Origin of the sequence: Cellvibrio sp. OA-2007 (genome assembly GCF_000953825.1) — a bacterium.
Taxonomy (GTDB): domain Bacteria; phylum Pseudomonadota; class Gammaproteobacteria; order Pseudomonadales; family Cellvibrionaceae; genus Cellvibrio.
On record NZ_BBUL01000092.1, the window covers coordinates 94,271 to 117,142 of the forward strand.

18 protein-coding genes are annotated in these 22,872 nt (G+C 47.2%); 9 read left to right on the plus strand and 9 right to left on the minus strand.

Annotated elements, in window-relative coordinates; genetic code table 11:
• The first annotated feature begins 41 nt into the window (after positions 1–41).
• Positions 42–2,951, plus strand: coding sequence for an aminomethyl-transferring glycine dehydrogenase (gcvP, locus tag AWU77_RS13150; RefSeq protein WP_062064169.1), 2,910 nt, complete (start codon positions 42–44; stop codon positions 2,949–2,951).
• Between the two features lie 99 nt (positions 2,952–3,050).
• Here the strand turns inward: gcvP and AWU77_RS13155 are convergent, their stop codons facing one another.
• Positions 3,051–4,694, minus strand: a complete 1,644-nt coding sequence (locus AWU77_RS13155) for an RNA polymerase sigma factor (RefSeq protein WP_062064172.1) — start codon at positions 4,692–4,694, stop codon at positions 3,051–3,053.
• Between the two features lie 197 nt (positions 4,695–4,891).
• Here AWU77_RS13155 and AWU77_RS13160 point away from each other — a divergent pair, with 197 nt between their 5' ends.
• From AWU77_RS13160 to AWU77_RS13180, 5 genes are all read left to right on the plus strand, one after another.
• On the plus strand, positions 4,892–5,515 hold the full coding sequence (locus AWU77_RS13160; RefSeq protein WP_084618377.1) for a CIA30 family protein: 624 nt from the start codon (positions 4,892–4,894) through the stop codon (positions 5,513–5,515).
• An 86-nt stretch (positions 5,516–5,601) separates the two neighbouring features.
• The gene (locus tag AWU77_RS13165; RefSeq protein ID WP_238582429.1) at positions 5,602–6,828 is read left to right on the plus strand and encodes an acyltransferase family protein; all 1,227 of its coding nucleotides are present in this window, start codon (positions 5,602–5,604) and stop codon (positions 6,826–6,828) included.
• Between the two features lie 127 nt (positions 6,829–6,955).
• Positions 6,956–9,049 (plus strand): elongation factor G, encoded by a 2,094-nt coding sequence (fusA, locus tag AWU77_RS13170; protein WP_062064175.1) that lies wholly within the window; start codon positions 6,956–6,958, stop codon positions 9,047–9,049.
• 89 nt (positions 9,050–9,138) lie between these two features.
• Positions 9,139–9,855 (plus strand): tRNA (adenine(22)-N(1))-methyltransferase TrmK, encoded by a 717-nt coding sequence (locus AWU77_RS13175; RefSeq protein ID WP_238582431.1) that lies wholly within the window; start codon positions 9,139–9,141, stop codon positions 9,853–9,855.
• A 243-nt stretch (positions 9,856–10,098) separates the two neighbouring features.
• Positions 10,099–11,733 (plus strand): family 43 glycosylhydrolase, encoded by a 1,635-nt coding sequence (locus AWU77_RS13180; protein WP_062064177.1) that lies wholly within the window; start codon positions 10,099–10,101, stop codon positions 11,731–11,733.
• A gap of 83 nt (positions 11,734–11,816) precedes the next feature.
• On the opposite strand, the gene AWU77_RS13185 is transcribed toward AWU77_RS13180, so the two are convergent.
• Complete coding sequence (locus AWU77_RS13185) at positions 11,817–14,531, minus strand: TonB-dependent receptor (RefSeq protein WP_062064179.1); 2,715 nt, start codon at positions 14,529–14,531, stop codon at positions 11,817–11,819.
• 605 nt (positions 14,532–15,136) lie between these two features.
• On the opposite strand from AWU77_RS13185, the gene AWU77_RS13190 reads away from it, so the two are divergent.
• On the plus strand, positions 15,137–15,610 hold the full coding sequence (locus AWU77_RS13190; RefSeq protein WP_062064181.1) for an acyl-CoA thioesterase: 474 nt from the start codon (positions 15,137–15,139) through the stop codon (positions 15,608–15,610).
• Between the two features lie 51 nt (positions 15,611–15,661).
• On the opposite strand, the gene AWU77_RS13195 is transcribed toward AWU77_RS13190, so the two are convergent.
• Together AWU77_RS13195 and AWU77_RS13200 are read right to left on the minus strand one after the other, a co-directional pair.
• Positions 15,662–16,084, minus strand: a complete 423-nt coding sequence (locus AWU77_RS13195; RefSeq protein WP_062064183.1) for a type II toxin-antitoxin system VapC family toxin — start codon at positions 16,082–16,084, stop codon at positions 15,662–15,664.
• Complete coding sequence (locus AWU77_RS13200; protein ID WP_238582437.1) at positions 16,081–16,329, minus strand: Arc family DNA-binding protein; 249 nt, start codon at positions 16,327–16,329, stop codon at positions 16,081–16,083. Before AWU77_RS13200 ends, AWU77_RS13195 begins: the two co-directional genes overlap by 4 nt.
• 487 nt (positions 16,330–16,816) lie before the next feature.
• Here AWU77_RS13200 and AWU77_RS13205 point away from each other — a divergent pair, with 487 nt between their 5' ends.
• Positions 16,817–17,131: a hypothetical protein gene (locus tag AWU77_RS13205; protein WP_062064185.1), complete on the plus strand. Its 315-nt coding sequence runs from the start codon at positions 16,817–16,819 to the stop codon at positions 17,129–17,131.
• Complete coding sequence (locus AWU77_RS13210) at positions 17,124–17,408, plus strand: DNA-binding transcriptional regulator (RefSeq protein WP_062064188.1); 285 nt, start codon at positions 17,124–17,126, stop codon at positions 17,406–17,408. The genes AWU77_RS13205 and AWU77_RS13210 overlap by 8 nt, the downstream gene beginning before the upstream one ends.
• Here AWU77_RS13210 and AWU77_RS13215 read toward each other — a convergent pair.
• The 5 genes from AWU77_RS13215 to AWU77_RS13235 all read right to left on the minus strand — a co-directional run bounded on the left by AWU77_RS13215 (position 17,405) and on the right by AWU77_RS13235 (position 22,858).
• Complete coding sequence (locus AWU77_RS13215; protein WP_062064191.1) at positions 17,405–18,514, minus strand: tyrosine-type recombinase/integrase; 1,110 nt, start codon at positions 18,512–18,514, stop codon at positions 17,405–17,407. The genes AWU77_RS13210 and AWU77_RS13215 overlap by 4 nt on opposite strands.
• Before the next feature lie 3 nt (positions 18,515–18,517).
• The gene (locus AWU77_RS13220) at positions 18,518–18,997 is read right to left on the minus strand and encodes a helix-turn-helix domain-containing protein (RefSeq protein WP_084618379.1); all 480 of its coding nucleotides are present in this window, start codon (positions 18,995–18,997) and stop codon (positions 18,518–18,520) included.
• A complete protein-coding gene (locus AWU77_RS13225) occupies positions 18,994–19,236 on the minus strand; it encodes an AlpA family transcriptional regulator (RefSeq protein WP_062064430.1) in 243 nt (80 codons plus the stop codon). The genes AWU77_RS13220 and AWU77_RS13225 overlap by 4 nt, the downstream gene beginning before the upstream one ends.
• A gap of 104 nt (positions 19,237–19,340) precedes the next feature.
• Positions 19,341–20,108: a hypothetical protein gene (locus tag AWU77_RS13230; protein ID WP_062064198.1), complete on the minus strand. Its 768-nt coding sequence runs from the start codon at positions 20,106–20,108 to the stop codon at positions 19,341–19,343.
• Positions 20,109–20,110: 2 nt separating this feature from the next.
• Positions 20,111–22,858, minus strand: a complete 2,748-nt coding sequence (locus AWU77_RS13235) for a DNA methyltransferase (protein WP_062064201.1) — start codon at positions 22,856–22,858, stop codon at positions 20,111–20,113.
• Positions 22,859–22,872: the final 14 nt, after the last annotated feature.

Here is a 22,872-nt window from a genome sequence, read left to right on the forward strand (position 1 = left end):
CTCCCGTCTTTATTATTGATTTCCTTACACAGAGAGTTTCTATGTCAGTTGATTTTCGTTCAGCTCCGCTATCCTTATTGGCTAATCACGACGAGTTTGTGCAGCGTCATATCGGCCCGGATGCCCAACAAACTGCCTCGATGTTGGCAACACTGGGCGTTAGCTCAGTCAAGGAGCTGATCGACAAAACTGTGCCGGACAATATCCGCCTGAAACAAGAACTCAATCTGGGCGATGCGGTGAGCGAAGCCAATGCTTTGGCGCAATTGAAAGCCATCGCCAGCAAAAACAAAATCTTCAAAAACTACATCGGCATGGGCTACCACGATACCCACGTGCCTTTGGTAGTCCTGCGCAACGTATTGGAAAACCCGGGTTGGTACACCGCTTACACGCCTTACCAGCCGGAAATCGCCCAAGGCCGTTTGGAAGCGCTGCTGAATTACCAGCAAATGATCATCGACCTCACCGGCATGGAAATGGCGAACGCTTCGGTATTGGATGAAGGCACTGCCGCTGCAGAAGCTATGGCGATGTGTAAGCGCCAGAACAAAAAGAGTAAATCCGATGTGTTTTTTGTGGATGCCGATACACACCCGCAAACCATCGCGGTAGTTAAAACCCGCGCCGAACATTTCGGCTTTGACGTGGTAGTTGCCAAGGCCGATGAACTAGCCAATGGCGATTACTTTGGCGCCCTGCTCTCTTACCCCGGTTCCAGCGGCCAAGTGCGCGATTTAACCGCGCTGATTGAAACTGCCCACAGCAACAATGCGCTGGTTACCGTTGCATCTGACTTGATGGCATTGATGCTGCTCAAATCCCCCGGCGCTATGGGTGCCGATGTAGTGGTCGGCACCAGCCAGCGCTTCGGTGTACCCATGGGCTTTGGCGGCCCGCACGCCGGTTTCTTCGCCTTCCGCGACGCTTACAAGCGCTCTGCTCCTGGCCGCATTATTGGAGTATCGATTGATACTCGCGGCAAACAAGCGCTGCGTATGGCGATGCAAACCCGCGAGCAACATATCCGCCGCGAAAAAGCCAACTCCAACATTTGTACCTCACAAGTATTGCTCGCGGTGATGAGTGTGTTTTACGCGATTTACCACGGCCCCGATGGTTTAAAGCGTATCGCCAACCGTATTCATCGCCTGACTGCAATTGCAGCAGCAGCATTAAAAGCCAAAGGTTTTGGCATCACTAATACCCAGTTTTTTGACACCATTACGGTCAACGTGGGCGATAACCAAAAAGTGATTTACCAAGCGGCATTAAATGCAGAAATTAATTTGCGTTTAATCGGTAGCGATTCACTCGGCATCAGCTTGAATGAAACTACTTCAGCTGCTGACCTCGAAGCCCTGCTCGCGGTATTTGGTGTAACCGGCATTGAATTAACCTCATTCGACGAACAAGTACTGGCCGGAAAAAACATCACCGCCAGCAATGCAATCCCGGCGGATTTGTTGCGCAGCGATGCAATTTTGTCGCACCCGGTGTTCAATACTTATCACAGCGAAACTGAAATGCTGCGCTATTTAAAGCGCTTGGAATCGCGCGATATCGCCTTGAATAACGCGATGATTCCGCTCGGCTCCTGCACCATGAAATTAAATGCAACTGCCGAAATGATTCCCGTCACCTGGCCAGAATTTGGCAAGCTGCACCCGTTTGCGCCGATTGATCAAGCCGAAGGTTACAAAGCATTATTTGAAGAATTGCAAGAGATGCTCAAAGCCTGTACCGGTTACGATGCCATCAGCTTGCAACCTAACGCCGGCTCACAAGGCGAATACGCCGGCCTTGTTGCAATCAAAAAATATTTTGAAAGCAAAGGCGAAACCGAGCGCGATATTTGTTTAATTCCCGCCTCTGCCCACGGCACCAATCCGGCGTCGGCACAAATGGTGAGCTACAAAGTTGTGGTAGTTGCTTGCGATAACAAAGGCAACGTGGACTTAGAAGATCTGGCTGCAAAAATCGCCACCTACGGCACTCAAATCGCCTGCATCATGGTGACTTATCCTTCCACCCACGGCGTGTTTGAAGAAGGTATTACACAATTGTGCGATATGGTTCACGCAGTGGGCGCGCAAGTGTATATCGACGGCGCCAACATGAACGCACTCGTAGGCGTTGCTGCGCCGGGTAAATTCGGCGGCGATGTATCGCATTTAAATTTGCATAAAACCTTTTGTATTCCCCACGGCGGTGGCGGACCAGGCATGGGCCCTATTGGCGTAGGCAAACATTTGGAACCCTTCCTTGCGGCGCACCCAGTGCAAGCCGTTCCGGGTACCGATGTGAACAACGGTACTATTTCGGCTGCACCCTGGGGTTCAGCAAGCATTCTGCCAATCAGTTGGATGTATATCAAAATGATGGGCGCGGTCGGTATGCGCCAAGCCACCGAGTTTGCCATGCTCAACGCAAACTACGTTGCGAAAAAATTGGAAAGCGCTTATCCGATTTTGTACAAAGGCACCAACGGTTTTGTTGCGCACGAATGCTTGCTTGATTTGCGCCCGCTGAAAGAAGCGAGTGGCATTAGCGAAGAAGATATCGCTAAACGCCTAATGGATTTTGGTTTCCACGCACCGACTATGTCGTTCCCAGTGGCGGGAACCTTGATGATCGAACCAACTGAATCTGAATCCAAAATTGAATTGGATAAATTCATCGAAGCGATGCTGATCATTCGCAAAGAAATTGATCAAGTTATCAATGGCGAAATCGCAGCGGAAGCCAGCGCACTGCACAATGCTCCCCACACGCAAGATGATGTACTGGAAGAAAATTGGACTCGCGCTTACTCACGCGAAACTGCCGGCCGCCCTGCTAGCTGGTTGAAAAATCACAAAGTATGGCCGACGGTAAATCGTATTGATAATGTCTACGGCGACCGCAACTTGGTTTGCTCATGCCCGAGCATTGAAAATTACATCGAATAATTTTTTACCTGCTAACATCCGTTAAACTTAAAAACCACCCTAAGTATTCAAGGGTGGTTTTTTATACCTTAGATTTAGGAAAACCAACAACGCCCGCCTTTATTTCTGTTTCATTCTTTGGCGAACCTGATTCGAATGCCAGGCCGCCGGGACAATTACCAGTATGGCAATCGCCGCTAGAATCCAAAAATAACTTTGGCTCATCATGGTCAGGTTAAGCATTTCAGCGGCTTGTTCATTATTGGTATGTTGTGCAAAGGCTATAGGCCCGATTGCTGCTTCTTTTGCGATGGAAAATCCAACACCGCTGAAAGCACTCTCCCAACCCAACGCTGAAAACGAGGCATAGGCTTTGTAACCCAGCGCCGAAGCGCCAAAACCAATAATGCCAATCCCAATAGTGCCTATTCCAAACAGTCCAATACCTATGGCTCCGACGCTAAATACACCAATAGAAACAATCCCGACACTAACCGGCGCAACAGCAAAACCACCCCAAGCAAATAACAATCCATAAGCTCGATCGCCGCCTGCGACCCAGCCGAATACTGGTTTATCGCTTTGCTCCGCGGTGCCGAATCGGAAATGAAACAAGGGCACTCCCGCCAGACAAATGCGGCTTTTGTATTCGCGCTGTTTTGCGCCGATTTGATCTGCCTCGCTCTGAAATGCATCCGGATTTAACAAGCGCTCTTGTGCCCTGAGCTTGCGGCCGCCCTGCAACACCTGAATTAACAAAATAATGTAGCTGGTAACAAATCCCACCACTAGCATCTGCGAGGCGATGGCATAAACTCCCGCTGCTGCAGCGTAACGCTGGGCAAGATGGATTAAACCAAACATCCCCAACACATAAATAATGGCGAAGATAAAAAATAGCGCGACAATTCGTATCGCATAGCGACGCTCGTTTTGCGTGCGCGCCTGATCAAGTGCTGCTCGTAAACCGAAAAATGAACTCACCAGACCGGATAAAGAAGCGAGGGTGACTAAAAAGGTGCCCCACTTAAAAAGCGAGCCCGCTTTTAACGAACCTGCGCCCAGTGCGACGGCTTTTGCCGGTGGCGAAATACTATTAATTGCCACCATCACCGCCAAGGCAAAGCCTGTGCCCTGTTTACTTTTACTCAAGGTATCTTCCACGAAGCTCACCATGGCTTTTTGCAATAGTTTGCGCCCACGGGAGAGCCGCTGTTTCACTGTGTCTTGCGACAGATCTAATTGGCTCGCGACAGACTCCACCGAGTGGTGCTCGCGATAAAACAAGATTAAGGGTTCGCGATAAGTGTCCGGCATTTTTTCCAGCGCTTGCCACAACAGCGCCTGCTCTTGCGCGCTAATTGCGTCATCTTCCATGTTGCTCGGTGCCAAATGCTCCGCGCCCGGCTCATGTAATTCCTCCAGCTCATCGGCGCCAGTAACCGGCTGAGTCGCCTCTTTGCGGCGAAAATGGCTCGCTTTAAAACGCACAATTCCACACAGCCAGGATTTTAATTTTTCCGGGTCATTGAGCGTGTCGAGTTTTTTCCAAGCCTCGATAAACGCTTCTTGCGCGACATCCTCGCTGTGTTTCAGATCGCCCACTGCGGAATAGGCCAGCGAGCAGAGCAAATTCTGGTAGCGCGCGACTATGTGGCAAAAGGCACTGCGATCGCCGCCCAAACTCGCCAGCACCAGTGTGCTATCGCTGGAATCCATAGTGCTCGCTGTTTTGCGGCGGGTGAAGTTGTTAAAAATATTCATTGTTCTCTATCTCTCGTCTGGAACTATTAAGTGCCCGACATCCGTTTAAAGGTGACAAGAATTTTTAAATAAATAGTCAACTACTGAATTTTTTAGCCATGCGCAAAAAAAACAATTTTTTTGTCACCTTCGGATCCGCCTTGGGCACTTAAGTGTTGTGACGATCAAATCCACTACAACCCAGAGAGACGCATCTTATGAAAACTCGTACATTTACCACTGATACGCCTATCACCCATACCGCTATCGCCCTAATCAAGGGTTTTGCATTCAGCGCATTGTTCAGTTTTTCTTGCGCCAGTTTTGGTGAGAATTTAAATCCAATGATTGATGACTTTAGCAATGCCAACAATAACAACTTGGGCATTGCGCGCCAATTCATCAACGACTCTATTGCCGGAGGAGGCACCACTACTACCCAGGAAGTAACACAGGGGGTGATTAATGCAAAGGGTGACATTATTCCACCGCGTGGACAACCGGGTTGGGCCAGCTTGGTTCTGCCGCTCGATGCCCAGAGCCTGCCGCGCGATGCCAGTGCGTTTGAAGGTGTGCGCCTACTGATAAAGATTAATACCGGCAGCTTATCAGTTTCAGCCAACAGCACCGAGATTAGCAATTTCGATTACCACGCCGCACCCGTTGCGGTTGTTGCCGACGGCAAATTTCACGAGGTGAAAATTCCTTTCGCCAGTATGAAACGCGCCTGGTCAGAGCAGACACCACTCAATACCAAAACGATTACCAGCTTGAGCATTGTCGCTTTTGGTGTGCAAAAAAGTGCGTTTGATTTTGTGCTGGATGAAGTAAGTTTTTACTAAGCAATTGCTTGGCGCCCGGCCATTACACTGACTGGGCGCACATCGACGCAAATAAATTCTCTTTATAAATTAACTGAAAAAATATTATGAAAATGTCATCACCAGTACATGGGCGACTCGACTATTTAGATGCAGCCCGCGCGTTTGCACTCCTGCTGGGTATTGTCTTTCACGCCAGCATATCGTTTATGCCTATTTTTATCGGCTGGGCAGTGATGGATATATCGACCAGTGACCTGGTGCCGATGTTTATGCTGATCAGCCACTCGTTTCGCCTGGCATTGTTTTTTCTCATCGCCGGATTTTTTAGCCACATGACTTTTCATCGCACAGGAACTGCCAAATTTTTACAATCGCGTTTAGTGCGTATTGCAATCCCATTGGTGATTGGATGGCTTTTATTGCGCCCACTGCTGGTATCCGGCTGGATTATGGGCGCCGAAAGTCTGCGCGGTGAGGTGAATATATTAGCGGCCTTGCAGGCAGGTTTTGCAACACTGGGCGATCTACCAAAAGATTTACTGGTTGGCTCACACCTCTGGTTTTTGTATTACCTGTTATTCATCAGTCTGAGTGTCGTATTAATACGCTCACTAGTGAACAAGCATAAGCCGACAAAAGATAAATTAATTGATATCGCTGACCGCATCACCCATTGGTTATGCCACTCGCGCCTGGCACTGATTGCCATCGCAATGCCCACTGCCGCCTGCCTTTGGTTTATGGATCACTGGGGCATGGACACGCCCGATAAATCCCTTGTGCCGCATATTCCGGCAACACTCATCTACGGTGGCTTTTTTCTGCTGGGCTGGCTGTTGCATCGGCAAGCGGATTTAGTCGCACAGTTTGCACGCATCACTGCGGGAAAACTTATGCTCTGTGTGGTGGCGATTATTGCCGCAAACTTACTCTCGGCTTTTGAAATGCAACTCGCCCATCCACACTATTATTTACTAAAAACCGGTTTTGCTTTCAGCTATGCGCTGATGATGTGGTCACTGGTCGCACTGACACTTGGGCTGTTTAAACGCTGCTTTGATCGGCCAAGCAAAACCATTCGCTACCTCGCCGACTCATCCTATTGGCTCTACCTTATCCACCTGCCCATTGTTATTTGGTTGCAAATCGCCCTCGCCGAATTGCCGCTGCACTGGTCGCTAAAGTTAGCGGCCATTTGCGCCATTACTATTTCACTGTCTTTGGTACTCTACGCCGTATTTGTTCGCTCGACGTTTATCGGTTTCATACTAAATGGAAAACGAAAAACCCCATATTTATCCCAACAAACCCGCAGAAAACCCAGATTTTGACCCAAAAATGTAAAAGAAGCGCTTTAGACTCCTTTTTCCTTGAGCAAAACCGGATAACTTCCTGTATATTACGCCGCTATTTTCCAACCCTGCTTTTTCTAACCTTGCATAACATTAAGAGAGTCCTATGGCTGACTTATCCCTTTACAGAAACATCGGTATCTTCGCTCACGTGGACGCCGGTAAAACCACTACCACCGAGCGTATCCTCAAGCTCACTGGCCGTATTCACAAAATCGGTGAAGTTCACGAAGGTGAATCAACTACCGACTTCATGGAACAAGAAGCTGAGCGCGGCATTACCATTCAGTCAGCAGCGGTAAGCTGTTTCTGGAAAGGCACTCGCTTCAACGTTATCGATACCCCCGGACACGTTGACTTCACCGTTGAAGTTTACCGTTCGCTGAAAGTTCTCGATGGCGGCATCGGCGTATTCTGTGGTTCTGGCGGCGTTGAGCCTCAGTCAGAAACCAACTGGCGCTACGCGAACGACTCAAAAGTATCGCGTTTGATTTTCGTTAACAAACTCGACCGTATCGGCGCTGACTTCCTGAAAGTAACCGCACAAGTTAAGAAAGTATTGGGCGCAAACCCATTGATCATGACCCTGCCAATCGGCCGTGAAGACGAGTTCGTCGGTGTTGTTGACCTGTTAACTCGCCAAGCCTATGTGTGGGACGAAACTGGTCAACCAGAAAACTACAGCGTTACCGAGATCCCAGCCAACATGGTTGACGATGTTGAGCTGTACCGCGGCCAACTGATCGAAACCGCTGTAGAAATGGACGATGACCTGATGATGTCTTACATGGAAGGCGAAGAACCTTCTATCGACGATATCAAGCGTTGCATCCGTAAAGGTACTCGCGAATTAGCCTTCTTCCCAACCTACTGCGGTTCCGCCTTTAAAAACAAAGGCATGCAATTGCTGTTGGACGCAGTTGTTGATTATTTGCCTGCTCCGCACGAAGTTAATCCACAGCCTTTGACTGACGAAGAAGGTAATCCTAACGGTAAATTCGCTATCGTTAGTGCCGATGAGCCGTTCCGCGCTCTGGCATTCAAAATTATGGATGACCGTTTCGGTGCCCTGACGTTCTGCCGCATTTACTCTGGCCGCCTGAACAAAGGCGACACCATTCTTAACTCCTTTACCGGCAAAACCGAGCGCGTAGGCCGCATGGTTGAAATGCAGGCAAACGAGCGTAACGAATTGAACAGTGCTGAAGCAGGCGACATTATCGCTATCGTAGGCATGAAGAACGTGCAAACCGGCCACACCCTGTGTGATCCAAAGCATGAATGTACACTGGAAGCGATGGTATTCCCTGAGCCAGTAATCTCTATTTCGGTAACCCCGAAAGACAAGGGCTCAGTAGAGAAGATGGGTATCGCCATTGGTAAAATGGTTGCAGAAGACCCAACTTTCCGCGTTGAAACCGATGTAGATTCAGGTGAAACCATCCTTAAAGGTATGGGTGAATTGCACTTGGATATTAAAGTAGACGTACTGAAGCGTACTTACGGTGTTGAGTTGATCGTAGGTCAACCACAGGTTGCTTACCGCGAAACCATTACTCGTGAAATCGCCGACAGCTACACCCACAAGAAGCAATCGGGTGGTTCTGGTCAGTACGGTAAGATCGACTACACCATTAAACCAGGCGAGCCAAACACTGGCTTCACCTTTACCACCTCGTGCGTGGGCGGTAGCGTTCCGAAAGAATTCTACCCAGCAATCGAGAAAGGCTTCCGCTCAATGATGTCTACCGGTCCATTGGCAGGCTTCCCGGTATTGGACGTAGTTATCGATGTAAATGACGGTGGATTCCACGCCGTTGACTCCTCGGCAATTGCGTTTGAAATCGCTGCTAAAGGCGCTTTCCGTCAATCTATGCCTAAAGCTGGCCCACAACTGCTTGAACCAATCATGAAAGTAGATGTGTTCTCACCAGAAGATCACGTAGGTGATGTAATTGGTGACTTGAACCGTCGTCGCGGCATGATCTCTGGTCAAGAAGCTGGCGTTACCGGTGTACGCATCAAAGCTGACGTTCCTCTTTCAGAAATGTTTGGTTACATCAGCACCCTGCGCACCATGACCTCTGGTCGCGGTCAGTTCTCTATGGAATTCTCTCACTACTCCGCATGCCCTGCGAACGTATCTGAAGCAGTAATTGCAAAAGAGAAAGAAAAGAAAGCCGCTGCCGCTAAAAACTAAGTTTTTAGCAAGCAGCAAAAAGCCCCGGCAGTGTGAATTGTCGGGGCTTTTTTTATGGTCGATAACAATCCGCAAGAGAATAACCAACAGTGAGCAGCGATACAAAAATCAAGTTGGGCAAACGCTTACAACATATTGAAGCCATGGTGAGCGAACATTACGATCACATCTGGGATTGTTGCTGCGACCATGGATTATTAGGTGCTGCGTTACTCTCGCGGCAAGCCGCATCACACATTCATTTCGTGGATGCAGCACCCTCACTGATGCACGCACTGGAAATTAAACTCTCTCGATTTTATCCGACAAACACTGAATCAAATTCACACTGGCACACACACTGCCTGGATGCAGCAACCCTGCCCTTGCAAGACTTCAATGGCAGACACTTGGTGATTATTGCCGGTGTAGGTGGCGACTTGATGACCGAACTGGTCACAGCAATTCATCAAAAGAATCCAATCTGTAATATCGATTTCCTACTCTGCCCTGTACACCACCAATTTACCCTGAGGCAGCAATTAATCCAGTTGGGTTTCAGTTTGAAAAACGAAATACTCATCACCGAAAACCAACGTTTTTATGAAGCCTTATTGGTGTCCACGGCCAATAATCCACACACCAAAATACATTCAGTTGGCAACTTGATTTGGCAAAGCAACACACCACAACAAAGCAAAATTGCAGGCGATTACTTACAAAAGACCTTAGCTCACTACAACAGAATCCAACTAAACCCCGAGGCCGCAGTACAGCATATTATTGATGCATATAGCGCAATTACGATTCCACCCCACAGCTATTGAGCCAACGCACGGCGTAAGCCTCAGCACTTTTTGGGTTTCATACCAAAGTAATGATATGTAATAAATTTAAGCCCAAGCTGACAACAGTAAATTTTTACGCAATCATTCACCTCCGGTTTCAAAACACCAGCAACATTAAAATAATATTATTTTCGGCATCTGATTTCGGTCTCTACCACTTACAAAGTGACTTAAGCGTTACCGCACCCTTAATCACTTTAATAAAATAATTGGGAGACAAATGTGAAAAAAACCTATCCACTACTGTTAAGCGCGCTCTTGCTAATAATAAGTAGCGCCAGCCACGCTGACACCAAAAAACAATGCACTCCGCATTTAGGCAACGCCTTTCTTAAGCATTGCCAGCAATGGGCGCAAGGCATTGAAGGTCAACGCAAAGCCGACCTCGGCAACGGAAAATATTTAAATCCCATAATGGCCGGTGATCACCCAGACCCCAGCGTGCTCAAAGACGGCGACGACTACTACATGACGTTTTCATCGTTTGAGGCCTACCCTGCCCTCACTATTTGGCATTCAAAAGATTTGGTGAACTGGCAGCCCATCGCCCCGGCGCTGACAAAATATGTTGGCAGTATTTGGGCACCGGAACTGACTAAACACAATGGACGATTTTATTTGTACATCCCCGCAAAGTTGCCCGGCAACAATAATATTTACGTTATCTGGGCGGACAATATTCGCGGCCCTTGGTCGGAGCCTATTGCACTCAATAATGACCGAATTGATCCGGGTCATATTGTCGGTGAGGACGGTAAGCGCTATTTGTTTTTATCACACGGCGACCGCGTTCAGTTAAGCGATGACGGGTTAAAAATTGTTGGCGAGATGGAGCATGTCTACGACGGCTGGCAATATCCCGAAGAGTGGGATGTAGAAAGCTACGCGCAGGAAGGCCCCAAAATGATGAAACACGAGGGCTACTATTACATGACCCTCGCACTCGGCGGCACGGCTGGCCCACCGACTGGCCACATGGTGGTGTCAGCGCGATCCAAATCCATTCACGGCCCTTGGGAAAACTCCCCCTACAATCCGATTATCCGCACCGAATCCGCTGCAGAAAAATGGTGGTCAAAAGGTCATGCAACTTTGGTGGAAGGCCCCGCAAGCACAGACAAAAAGCCGGACTGGTACATGATGTATCACGCCTACGAAAACGGTTTTCACACACTTGGCCGCCAAGCGATGATGGAGCCGATTGAGTGGACCAAAGACGGCTGGTTCAAAGCCAAAGGAGTCGACGCCGGCAAGCCGATTGCAAAACCAAAAGGCGGGCAGGCAGTTCCACACGGCATGGCATTATCCGACGATTTTTCTACTAATAAATTTGGCATCCAATGGAGTTTTTTCCGCGGCGATACCAGCGAAAATCAACGCGTGCAATATAAAGATGGCGCACTCGAATTAACGGCAAAAGGCACGTCCCCCAGCAATACTTCACCGCTGACATTTTTAGCTGGCGATCAGGCATATCAATTCGAAGTGGATATGGAAATTGATCCCGATGCACAAGGCGGCGCTTTGTTGTTTTACAACGATAAACTTTATGCCGGTGTAGGAATCAATAAAAACGGCATGGTGTTGCATCGCTATGGCATGGATCAACGCACCACACCCAAACCTGAAGGCATGAACAATAGATTACGGATTCGTGTAACCAATAATCGCCACATATTAACCATTCACACCAGCACCGATGCGGGAAAAAACTGGGTGAAATACGGCGTACAAATGGATGTATCCGGTTATCACCATAATGTCGCCTATGGGTTTATGAGTTTGCGCCCGGCAATTTATGCCGCAGGTAAAGGCAAGGTTCGCTTTAGTAATTTGGTTTATCGCGCACTGCCTTAGCGAAAAATATTTTTCAAATTATTGGCCATAAAAAAAGGGATACCGGAAAACCGGCATCCCTTTTTTTCACTTAGACCCTCGTATTAGAACGAGTACTGAGCACCCAGGTAGAATTGGCGACCTGATTTAAGTGTGGTATCTACCAAACCATAGTCACTGATCAATGTAGTTTCAGCTTCGTCAGTCAGATTCAATGCATCAAAAGTAAACTTCAAATTGTCATTGAATTGATAGCTAAACGCCGCATCGACTACAGCAACATCATCGGTGTTGTCACTGCCAATCGCCGCGCCCGCCGGGGTTTTGTAGACAGTCACACCTTGAGTTTGATAATCGCTACGGAAAGTGTAAGAAATACGCCCAGAGAATCCAGAATCATTTTCATACCAAAGCGTTGCGTTGTAGCTTTCATCTGACTGGCCATTCAAGCGGGTCAACACAGGTAAAGCTGCAGTGCCGGTGTTAACCTCTGACTCAATCGAGGTGACGTTGGCTTTAATACCGAAGTTTTGCAGCCACTCTGGGCCAAAGGTAAACGGCTGCTGGTATTGCAACTCCCAGCCGGTTAATTCACCACCTTCACCATTGCCGGTAGTACGATAGTTGAAAATATCTTGCTTGGTAGCTGGGCCATTACCTAACAAGCTATCCGGTAAGCCCAATGAAACCCAAGGCACATCAATGCGGATGGTTGCAGGGAAGGATTCAATATCTTTTTTGAACCAGGCCAATGACACCAATGCTTCTTCTGCAAAGTACCACTCAACACCAATATCCGTGGCCTTGGCGCGGAATGGATCTAGATTAGGGTTGCCTGCAGTGTAGGCGCGGTTGAACACGTCTACGCTGCCCCCTGGAGTCAGGTTGCCCAAGCTTGGGCGGGTCATTACTTCTGCCCAAGAGGCTCTCACAATAACATCAGCTATTGGCTCCAAGGCGAGGTTAATAGCTGGCAGAGTGTCGGTGTAATCGCGCGAAACACTGACTTCGGTACCGCTCACAATACCGCGTGAGGATTGCATAGTTTCCACATAACGCACACCAACATCACCTCGGAACGGCAAGCTGAACAGCTCGGTATTGAAATCTACTTGTGCATAGTGACCGCGGTCGTACTCCTCTACTGAACGATCCTCACCAGCTTGAACAACCGCAGGGAAACAAACGCTATCGGTAAACAAGCCCGTTTTGTTAGCAACCTTGTTAATGTTTGGCAGGAAGAATTCGTTGGCGCCATTGCCTGGCGTATAGAGTGAGCCTAGATCAGATGTAACATTCATATCAGCCAGTGTAAGAGAGCAGCCCGCAGGAACACTGACGCTGCCACCTTGAGGAGCCGCTTGGCTCAACACCGCGCGATCGCGTCTAGCTTGATTGTTATCAAAGCCAAACTTCTTCCACGAGGCACCCGCTTTCAAGGTGAATACTTCTGTCAGATCCCAAATAAAATCAAGCTGGCCAACATCATAATCATTGGTTGTGTCAGCAGGGCGATCACGCAATTCTGAAATCTTCCAGTTGGCAGGATCTTTTAAATCAAAACCGTAAGTTAAGGTTGGATTTAATGCATTGCCACGATAGTCGTAAGCGAAGTCAGCGTTAAAGCGCTCCAAAATTACGGTTGACTCTTGTAGGACTTCGGTTTTTGACTCAGAAGTACCTGCAAGCGCTTTTATACGAAAGCTATCGGTAAACTCGTGAGTTACGTTGAGTGAGTACTGACCAAAACTGGTGTCAGCATCCACTAAAGAGTTTTCAGCACGAACGTCAACACCGCTTAATTTGGCGTACTGCAATGAATTAGTTGCGGCATCATACGCATAGTCTACAACTGTAGTTTCACGGCGACCCGTAGCACCAGTACGCGCCATGGAAATTGGCGTTAAAGTCAAATCATTTTGCTGATAGCCGAGTTCAGCATAGAGCGCATCCAATGTCACCTTGGTTGCATCTGTTGGAGCCCATTGAATTGTTGCGGTGGCCCCAAAACGCTCCAGATCAATACTTCTGTCGAGCTGGCGAGGAAAGCGAGGAATGTTTGCAGTATTTACTTCCGCTGGGAGAGTGGCCGCATTTTTCCAGCGGTTATTGCCAGTGGTAGGGGAACCAAGTTGTTCCCAACGGCCAGAATTGTGGCCTTCTTGAGCGATGCTGCGCTCTGAATACGCTAAAGAGACAGACGCTCCCAAAGTGCCTTCATCATTAACGATATTTGCCAAGGCGGTCATACGGGGATCGCTATTCCCCGACAGATCGTTATAGCCTTGGGTATAGCTCACAGTGTATGAGTCTTCTGAAGAATCCAGTGGGCGAGCGGTGAACAAATCAACAGTTGCACCTAATGAACCCTCTTCTACTTCAGCAGTTTGAGATTTTCTTACATCAATACGGCTAAATAACTCCGATGCAAAAATATTAAAATCAAACGAGCGAGCCTTGTTGTTGTATCCGGTAGCAATCGTCTCCATGCCATTAATGCGAACACGGCTAAAATCCGGACTTAAACCACGCACACTGATTTGCTTACCTTCACCGCCTACACGATCGATATTCACGCCAGGGATACGCTGCATAGCTTCAGCAAGGTTGTTATCGGGGAAGTCGCCGATATCTTCAGCAACAATACTATCGGTTGCGCCGGTATTGTTGCGCTTTAAGTTAAGTGCATTTTTCAAACTGTCACGAAAGCTGCCAGTTACAACAACCTCTTCAACTGTGTTGTCTTGTGCACTGACAGTAGGTGCGAAAGATACAACTGCCATAGCAAGCACAAGCGGATTAATAGTAAATTTTTTCATAGCTATTCCCGTGTTTTATTGTGATGAACCCAATTGATTTTTATTGGTATTAACGACGCGAATATGCCGATAAGGCTTAGCTTCAAGAGCTAAATTTTTATAAGTTTTTTTATGACAGAACCACCCAAGAAACCTATTCGTTAAAAAAAGCCACTACAAAGCAGTGGCAAGCTTGGGGAATAAGCATCCTTATAGATGACCTAAAATTATTATTCTCATCTTTCATATTTGCAACCAAAGTCTATAAATATTACTTAATGAATCATTTAGGTGTGTAGATATCACACACACCACATAATGTATACGTTTACGAACACACAAAATCACGAGATGTAAACGATTACTTACAATTTAATAATACAATTCATCGCCTGTAATTAACAAAAAAACAAAATTAATAAATCCTAATATTTATTAATTTATTAGGATTTTTATCCCAATATAAACAAGAATAAAAAAGCCCTGACACTGACCCAATCAAAAGATACAACTGACGAGAAGGGCCCAACAGCAGCAGCCAGGTACCACCGTTTTTATGCAGTGAATAAAAACCTAAAGTGTTTTATTCTGCCAGGTAACGACAAAAAAATAGCTTGGGAGAAACCATGAATAACCCGCAACGCGACATCACCCTACGCTTTCTGGCAGAGCCGCAAGATGTGAATTTTGGTGGAAAGGTTCACGGCGGCGCCGTGATGAAATGGATCGACCTTGCAGCCTATGCTTGCGCGGCAGGCTGGAGTAGTCGCTACTGCGTCACGGCCTATGCTGGCGGCATTCGTTTTGTATCGCCTATTCATGTCGGCAATTTGGTGGAAGTGAGCGCAAAAATTATCTACACCGGCAAATCCTCAATGCACATTGCCATCGAAGTAAATGCCTGCGACCCAAAATCCCTCAACCGACGCCTCACCACTCACTGCATCGTGATCATGGTCGCGGTTGACGAGTCTGGCCACCCAGTCATTGTGCCCGAATGGGTTCCACAAACGGAGGAGGACAAACAGCAACATGCCACTGCGATTAAACTGATGGACATGCGCAAAAAAATTGGCGAAGAAATGCAGATTTTTGTGTGATGCCTACTGCGAAAAAAAATCCACGATAGCTTCGACACTTTTTCGACACTTCTAGCCCTGCCACTCCCAAGGATTAATCACATCGACCTTCGCCGCTTCAAATGGAGCGGTATCGCGAGAGGCAATCTTAAAGCCTTGAGACACAGCGATGGCCGCAATATAACCATCAGGAACCGGGAAGCCGCGCCCTGCAGCCCGAGCCGTAACAGCCAGGTCGGCATATTTCCGCGAAGCTACAACATCAAATGACAGGATGCGGCCCTCAAACAATTCGATAAGACGATTAAGCGCTTCGTTTAGCATGTCCTTGCGCTTACCACTGGGCAAAGTACCGATGCCAAACAGCATTTCCGCCAGCGTGACGCTAGACAGATACAGGGTTTCATAAGGCTGGGCATTAAGCCAAGCTCGTACATTGGGGTGCGGCTCCGGCTTCATCGCCTCCGAAACAACATTGGTGTCCAATAAAATCATTCAAACCTCACCGGCTCTGCGGGTGCCTTGTCGCGCACCTGATCAAACACGGCAAAGTCATCGTTGGTTAACCCGATTTCGCGTCCCAATGATGCCAACGCATCTCCCATACGAATACGAGATTCAGGCCTAATAGCTTCCTCCAAGATCGCGCGAACCTCTGCCTCGGTACTGCGATTATGAAGTTTCGCCCTAACCTTTAAGGCATTGTGTATCTCATCCGGTATATTTCTTACGGTCATCATAGCCACAACATTTACCCCCCCCATGAAGTCAACAAACAATCATCGAATGCCAATTGATATCAAATTAACAAAAATGAATGCATAAGACAACATCCGATTCCTTTGCACCTGAAGGTATGCACATCCCCACCATTAGTCCCTTCGGCAAAGCTCGCCGACGCGATTCATATTTGCACCTGCCACCGATGAATAATAGTTTTTCGACACCCTATCGACACTCCAAACCCAGAAAAGCAAAAACCCCGACAATCTCTAGGATTATCGGGGTTTAGCGACTTCTATATGGTGCCTCAGGATGAATCGAACATTTACCACAAGCCCAGTAAACACAAGGCATTAATAGACGGCAGAAAACCACGTACCCGTAAACGTACCCACAAACTCATCATGTGGCTAACCTTTAAGCACGTCCCTCCTCCTTTTGATTAGCCACCTCACAAAATAGATGAAGTATTGATATTATACGTCTAAAGCGTATACTGAAAATATGTATACCGTTATTGAAACGCCGACCTTCCAACGCTACGCAAATGATATTTGGCAGGATGATGAGCGCCAAGCCTTTATTACTTGGATAGCCGAAAACCCGCTTGCAGGTGATGTGATTGCAGGAACCCAAGGACTTCGGAAGGTGAGATGGTCGCGCGCGGGCATGGGTAAACGTGGCGGGGCAAGAATTATCTACTACAACACATTGGCCGATGGCTCGATTTGGTTGTTAATCGCTTACACCAAGGCAAAGTTTGACAACCTACCGGCTGAATTTTTGAATCAACTAAAAGAGGCTATTCATTATGGATAAAGAGCTAGAGCAATTCCAAGCTGATTTGCTGCAATCTGTTAAAGAAATGAAGGCAGGTAAAGCCGCACGCATTACCCATGTAGAGGTGCCCACCGCTGTAGAAGCGCGCAATAAGGTAGGCGTATCACAGGCCGCTTTCGCTACTCTTCTTGGAGTAAGCAAACGCACATTGCAAGAATGGGAACAAGGCCGCAAGCAACCTTCTGGCGCTGCCAAAACCTTGCTGCAAGTTGCCGTGCTTCACCCTGAAGTTTTGCGCGAGCTACACGCGGTTTAAACAACTTGCTGTCGATGCATCTCTATGGCGATCTGTTTAGCCAGTTCCACAACATCAGGCGATTGGCCGCCATTACCCACGCGCGGCTCTTTGAACTCTTTAAAAATCTCCCCTTGCCTGCTCTCTTGCACATCGCCATAGCTGTAAAAGGTGGTCAGTACGCCTTCATGCCCTAGGTTTTGGCTCCACGCTTTAAACTCTTCGGCGTTTTTGCACAGCGTTTGGCCGTGGCGCACTAACATGTGCCTAAAGCTATGAGGGTTAAAGTAGACTAAACCCGCCCGCTCAAACGCCTCTTTAAATATTTTGCGGATGGGTGAGGCGTTACTCCAGCATTCACGCTTTAAGCCGCCTACCTCAAACTGGTTTGTCACCCCCACTTTCATCAAAGTTGAAGGGAATAATGGATCGTCATTACCCCACAGCATTTCTTCGCGCAAATACTTAACCCAATCCGATACGATGTTCAAAGCTTCATCACCTACAGGGAAAAAGTAAGTGGTAAAGGTTTTGCTGAATTTGGTATTTACCTCGCGCGCATCTTGAATCGCGCAATTAGCCGCTAAATCCACATGCTTTAATTTCATGGAGGCGATAGCACTATCACGCGCACCGGTTAATAGAGTGAAGGCAAGCAAGGAGCGGTTGCGGCGCTCTATATCCGTGGCAAACGGCATTTGCGATAACACATGCTTAACCTGTTCAAGTGTCGGTACTTTTTGGCCGCGTTTGGCGGTGGCGATACGCACATCTTTTTCAGATAAATTAAAATAGTCGGCATCGGTATAGTGAAAACGCGACTTGTAACCGGCTTGCCCAGATAGCCATTGAAAAAAACGTTTTAAATTAGCAAGAGTAGCGTGCAAGGTAGACTTGCTTAATTTCTCCCCCGAACGCGCGCCATGTTGTTCGGCTAAAAAGTTTTTAAAGGCTACCGCTTGCTGATAATGGAACGCTTTAAAGTCACGCCGTTTGGTGTGCTCTTCAAAGCGTGTGAGTGATTTTGCCACCGCATCAATAGTGGCTTCACTTTGTCGCTTTGCCTCTTTCAAATAAGCAAAGTAGCGGCGTTTAATTCGTTCGTTTTCGGCGTTGTGTGTTTTCATGTTTTAACTCACTCCTCTCAAGTCACTGTTTAGGCTAGGTTGATTGCTATCACCTATATGCTTTTCAGCTTGCGGAAAAGTGATTTCCATTTCCCCCTTGATCAGTGGAATTTTTGCCAAACTCACCCGCCTATTCATCACAGCTTCGCAACATGAACACAGCCCAATAAGGTTGCCCATTTTGTCGTTACTGGGTTGGTAGTCCACCATATTGGCGGCGGGTTTTTGTGGGGAGCGACAACGCAAGCAATACATCTCCCCCGCTTGGCAAGGCTGCTTACTGTTACCGCGCTTGGCTTGTAAAAATGCCGCCAGTTCGCGCCCTAAAATTAATACAGGGCGCTTGTCGTCACACAAAGGCAGACCGGTTTTAATCCAAGCGCGCACGGTGTTTTTGTGGATACCGAATAACTTGGCGATTTCTTCTACCGTATAATTACGGTGGATTTTTACCAAGCGCGGATTGGGACGGCGGGCTTTCACGATAATTTCTTGCGTTCGCATTCCAGCGTGGCAACTAACTCGCGCATTTCATCATCCGTTTTACCGGCAATTCGTGCAGCATTCAAAGTGGTAACTTCACTTGCTGGCCAACCCACAGAACGGCCACCTAATGAGATAGGTTTTGTCCATAAGCCTTGGCTAATGCGCAAGTAGATTGTGGAACGGGAAAGCCCGCTTTCTGTTTTTACAGTGGGTAAACGTAGGATTGTTTTAAGCATGTTGGCACCCCCATGGGCGTTGTTGAACATGCTTTTTATTAAATAGATTTAGGGTAATGCAGGCACCGCAACTGCGATAATAGCAACCGCAGCTGCGGTAATTATTAGGACTTTATCGAGCGTTTTGATGCGGCAAACTTCTCTTCCAACGTTCTTGCTGCTATGCCAGATTTACCGCTATGGTAAGCCAATAAAGCAGAAATAATGGCCGCTTGAGAGTCATATACAGATTGCGGATTACCAGCGGGGGTTTTACCTAGCATTAACTCCAACAATCCGCCAATAATGTTTAAATAGGTAGTTTCGGCGCGTTCATTAGGTGCGGCCATTTTATCGACTATTGCTCGCAAGGAGTCGCGCTCACCTGTAATAAAATCGCGCTCTTGTTTTAGCTCACGAAACACTTCGGTCGCCTTCTCAAGTCGAGCTTTTAACGCATCACGGTCTGCCTGCAATGCCCGAAAAGTATCGGCGTTAATTGCAGAGTGAGTTGTGCGCTCAATATCATCAAATAAGAATGCAGGCTTTTGATCTGGGTAACGTTTTTGCATCCATTCTTTTAAATCGGCATGCCTAATAGTCAATCGATGCTGCGCAACTTGCTCACCCATGGGAACTGTACGACCATCACGACCATCACGACCATAAGGTATTTCCTGACTCAACAAAGCATCAAGCACTCGTTCAGCGTTAGCACGCAAACACGGCCACTGAGGAAACATACTAGGAGTAGGAATAATAGATTCTTGCACTTGGCGCAAAATCATTTCTTCATGAGCAATTAAATTACACCAGCGTAAGGCGGCCTCAATTGGTTTATAAAAAGGCTTTTCTAGCGCATTACAGCTTTTAGAGTCATAACCTGAATTCACGATTAAGCCTCCTTTTTCTTACGCGGCTTTTTAGGCTTTTCAGCAGGTAAAAGGCTGGTGTACTTTTGGTACAGCTCAAACAGAAACGCAACTCGCTCAGCTTCAGTTTTGAAGTTGGTTTTGCCATAGGCTGCATCTACGGCCTTATCCAGTGTTTGGTGGGCTTTAAGCAGTACAGGGGGCATAGTTAGCGGATCGTATAGATCAGCCAAGGATGATTCTGGAAATTGAGTGCGCGCATCTAACACCGCTTGCGCAGCGGTTTCAATAGTTTGGGTTTGCTTTTCAGTGGGGTTTTCTGGCCATGGGAAGTTGTTGTAAACAATACCCGCTGAATAACGATAATCGCTTTTTAGCCGACCACAAACAGTACGCATCCATGAATTGTGCATAAGTGATGATAAAACGCCAAAATCATAGCGTGTTGCATTGGGCACCATTTTTACTAAATTACTACTTAGCGTTTCTGGTGACTCAAAACCAATTGGAAGATAATATCTGCGCTCAGAAGACACTTCTGGAATGATCAAATAATCATTCTCTGGCATATTTTCTACATGGAAGCGGGTAGGTGTTGCCGCCAATTTTTGCGTTGGAGCACTTTTGCTGGCCAATCGAGTTTTGCGAACAGCATCAACTCGCTTCATTGCCTCGGGCATAGCCCTTAGCTGTGAGGGCGAACAACCTCCCAACCACAAGCAATAGCGGTGATACCCATTTAAAAACTCATCAGCACCCAACCAACGTCTAAAGTATAAGGCGGCTTGCGGTTCAACCTGTAAAAAAACATTTTTTTCTTCTTCAGTAAAAAGGTAGTGACCACCGTCAATTGGCTTATTGCCGATACCTATATCTAGCACAGCACATATTGGCTTACTGCGATTAGGTAGCACTGTATCAGGTGCATCTATTAGGTACGGGTTTATATTATTTGCCGGTAAGACATGAGCTTCGCCTTTAATATTTTCATACTCAAACAGCCACTTAGATGACACATCTCGACAGGAAAACCCAACAATCACACAATGTACAGCCGCCTTTCCACGCGCCTCGTTATTCCAAGAAAACGTACGGTGCGCAAAAAATATCTTCATCCCTTGGGCCAGCATCCAACTCCACAAAACGCCAACCTGTTCACCTTGGCAAATTGAATTAGTAGAAACAAACGCACAACGAATATTAGATTCTTGAATCATATCCGCCGCTTTCACGTACCAAGCGGCCACAAAATCCAACAACCCCGCGTTTTTAATACCACCAAATACAAAGCCTACATCTTGCTTTTGTTGCTCACCCATAAACTTAGCGCCAATAAACGGCGGATTCCCCATAATAAAACTCAGCTTTTCTGCTGGCACCACATCATTCCAATCCACCCGCAAAGCATTGGCGCAAACAATCGTACTAGTTGCCCTTAGGGGTATGCGCGCAAAGTACATACCAAACTCTTCTGATACCTGCAGGTTCATTTGGTGATCCATTAACCACAACGCAACCTGTGCAATTTGAGCAGGGAATTCTTCAATTTCTATGCCGTAGAATTGATCTACATCTACCAAGATAAGTCCATTAACGTCCAAGGTGAGCTGATCGGTTACGCGGGCGGCGCGCAGCACTTCTAATTCCAACAAGCGCAATTCGCGGTAGGCAATAACTAGGAAGTTGCCGCAACCGCAGGCAGGATCTAAAAACGTAAGTTTGCGCAGCTTTTGATGGAACTCAGCCAATTTATTTTTATTGGTTTTTGCCTTGTCGAATTCCGCCCAAAGATCATCCAAAAATAATGGTTTGATTAGCTTTAAAATATTCTTTTCGCTGGTGTAGTGAGCGCCCAAATTGCGCCGTGCTTTTTTGTCCATAATGGATTGAAAGAGCGAGCCAAAAATAGCCGGTGAAATGCGGCTCCAATCCAAGGCACAGCAATCCAACAAAGCTTGGCGCATAGCCTTGTCAAAACTGGCGGTAGGTAGCATTTCTTCAAATAGCTTACCGTTTATGTAAGGAAAGGCGGCTAGCTGCTCATCAAGGTTTTTAAAGCGTTTATCGTGCGGGGTATTGAGCACTTGAAACAAAGTGGTTATGTGGTGGGCTAAATCGCTGCCATCCTCACTGGTTCGGTCTTGAATGTACTCTTGAAATTGTTGGCGCTCGAATATGCCGGTATCTTCTGCAAAGAGAGAAAACAGCAGTCGCACCAAATAAAGCTCTAAAGCGTGCCCCTCATAGCCCACCTCTTTCATTTGGTCATGTAGCTTACCCATGCTTTCGGCGGCTTTTATATTGACAGGGTCTTGATCTTTTATTTTGTGGGTTTGATAACCAGCAATAAAACCAAATAATTTGATGTTTTTGTGCAGGTCTTTTAATGGAAACTCGTGAATTTCCTTATCTTCAAGATTATAAAGGCGGAAACCAGCAAAATCAGACACCAGCACATACTTAGGCAATTCATGCTCTTTAATGCCCGAGAAGTAGTCGAGAGCTTGGGTGTAGGCTTTATCTAAGTTTTTACCGCGCGATTTATGCTCAACTATTAAAACGCCTTTCCAAAACAAATCAATGAAGCCTTGTTTATTGCCCAGCTTTTTTACTGGCTCTTCAAAGCTGGCAACCCGTTTGCGGGAAATACCAAATACGCCAAAAAAACCATCCCAAAAGCTTTTGGCTTCAGCATCTTCAGAGCACTCATGCTCCCATTGTTTACTAAACGCTAATGAACGGCTTTTGATTTCATTCCATGATAAAGGCATAGGGTGTTAACTCG

Bases quoted from the DNA above. Each gene is read 5' to 3' on its own strand.
- gcvP (WP_062064169.1), top strand. From the start codon at position 42: ATGTCAGTTGATTTTCGTTCAGCTCCGCTATCCTTATTGGCTAATCAC.
- AWU77_RS13155 (WP_062064172.1), bottom strand. From the start codon at position 4,694: ATGAATATTTTTAACAACTTCACCCGCCGCAAAACAGCGAGCACTATG.
- AWU77_RS13160 (WP_084618377.1), top strand. From the start codon at position 4,892: ATGAAAACTCGTACATTTACCACTGATACGCCTATCACCCATACCGCT.
- AWU77_RS13165 (WP_238582429.1), top strand. From the start codon at position 5,602: ATGAAAATGTCATCACCAGTACATGGGCGACTCGACTATTTAGATGCA.
- fusA (WP_062064175.1), top strand. From the start codon at position 6,956: ATGGCTGACTTATCCCTTTACAGAAACATCGGTATCTTCGCTCACGTG.
- AWU77_RS13185 (WP_062064179.1), bottom strand. From the start codon at position 14,531: ATGAAAAAATTTACTATTAATCCGCTTGTGCTTGCTATGGCAGTTGTA.
- AWU77_RS13190 (WP_062064181.1), top strand. From the start codon at position 15,137: ATGAATAACCCGCAACGCGACATCACCCTACGCTTTCTGGCAGAGCCG.
- AWU77_RS13195 (WP_062064183.1), bottom strand. From the start codon at position 16,084: ATGATTTTATTGGACACCAATGTTGTTTCGGAGGCGATGAAGCCGGAG.
- AWU77_RS13200 (WP_238582437.1), bottom strand. From the start codon at position 16,329: ATGATGACCGTAAGAAATATACCGGATGAGATACACAATGCCTTAAAG.
- AWU77_RS13205 (WP_062064185.1), top strand. From the start codon at position 16,817: ATGTATACCGTTATTGAAACGCCGACCTTCCAACGCTACGCAAATGAT.
- AWU77_RS13210 (WP_062064188.1), top strand. From the start codon at position 17,124: ATGGATAAAGAGCTAGAGCAATTCCAAGCTGATTTGCTGCAATCTGTT.
- AWU77_RS13215 (WP_062064191.1), bottom strand. From the start codon at position 18,514: ATGAAAACACACAACGCCGAAAACGAACGAATTAAACGCCGCTACTTT.
- AWU77_RS13225 (WP_062064430.1), bottom strand. From the start codon at position 19,236: ATGCTTAAAACAATCCTACGTTTACCCACTGTAAAAACAGAAAGCGGG.
- AWU77_RS13235 (WP_062064201.1), bottom strand. From the start codon at position 22,858: ATGCCTTTATCATGGAATGAAATCAAAAGCCGTTCATTAGCGTTTAGT.